The organism is Streptomyces bambusae, assembly GCF_019400985.1.
Lineage (GTDB): Bacteria > Actinomycetota > Actinomycetes > Streptomycetales > Streptomycetaceae > Streptomyces > Streptomyces bambusae_A.
In genome coordinates this window covers 1-754 of record NZ_WTFF01000711.1, presented here as the reverse complement: position 1 = coordinate 754, position 754 = coordinate 1, and the positions used below count along the sequence as shown (strand labels likewise).

Sequence of the window (754 nt, the reverse complement as noted above, 5' to 3'; positions counted from 1 at the left end):
CATTCGCAGGGGGAGATCGCTGCGGCGTGTGTGGCGGGTGGTCTGTCGTTGGAGGACGGTGCGCGGGTGGTGGCGTTGCGCAGCCGGGCGCTGCTGGCGCTGTCGGGGCGGGGCGGGATGGTCTCCGTGCCCCTTTCCCGGGAGGAGGCCGAGGACCTGCTCGACGTATGGCCGGCCGACGGCCGGCTGTCCCTCGCGGCTGTCAACGGCCCGCGCTCCGTGGTTGTCGCCGGCGACCCCGAAGCCCTGGACGCCGTACTCGCCCAGGTCGAGGGCGCCCGCCGCATCCCCGTCGACTACGCCTCCCACTCGGCCCACGTCGAGGAGATCCGGTCCGCCGTCCTCGACGCCCTCGACGGCATCGCACCGCGACCCGCCGGGATCCCCTTCCTGTCCACCGTCGACGGCACCTGGCTGACGGGCACCGAACTCGACGCCGGCTACTGGTACCGCAACCTGCGCGGCACCGTCCTGCTCGCCGACGCGACCGACACCCTCGTACGGGCCGGCCACGACGTCTTCATCGAGGTCAGCCCGCACCCCGTACTCGTCCACGGCCTCCCCGACACCGCCGTCGGCACCCTGCGCCGCGGCGAGGGCGGCACCGACCGCTTCACGGCCTCGCTCGCCGAGGCGTTCGTGCACGGGGTGGCGGTGGAGTGGTCGTCGGTGTTCCCGGGTGCTGTGGGTGGGGTGGAGCTGCCGACGTATGCGTTTCAGCGGGAGCGGTTCTGGCTGGGTGGTGTGCGTGGTG

The 754-nt window shown here is 73.2% G+C and carries 1 protein-coding gene; it reads left to right on the top strand.

Annotation, left to right across the window (positions count from 1 at the left end; genetic code table 11):
* Positions 1 to 30: 30 nt before the first annotated feature.
* Positions 31 to 754 (top strand): acyltransferase domain-containing protein (locus tag GPJ59_RS36680; protein ID WP_308120714.1); only part of this gene is annotated, 724 nt, incomplete at its 3' end.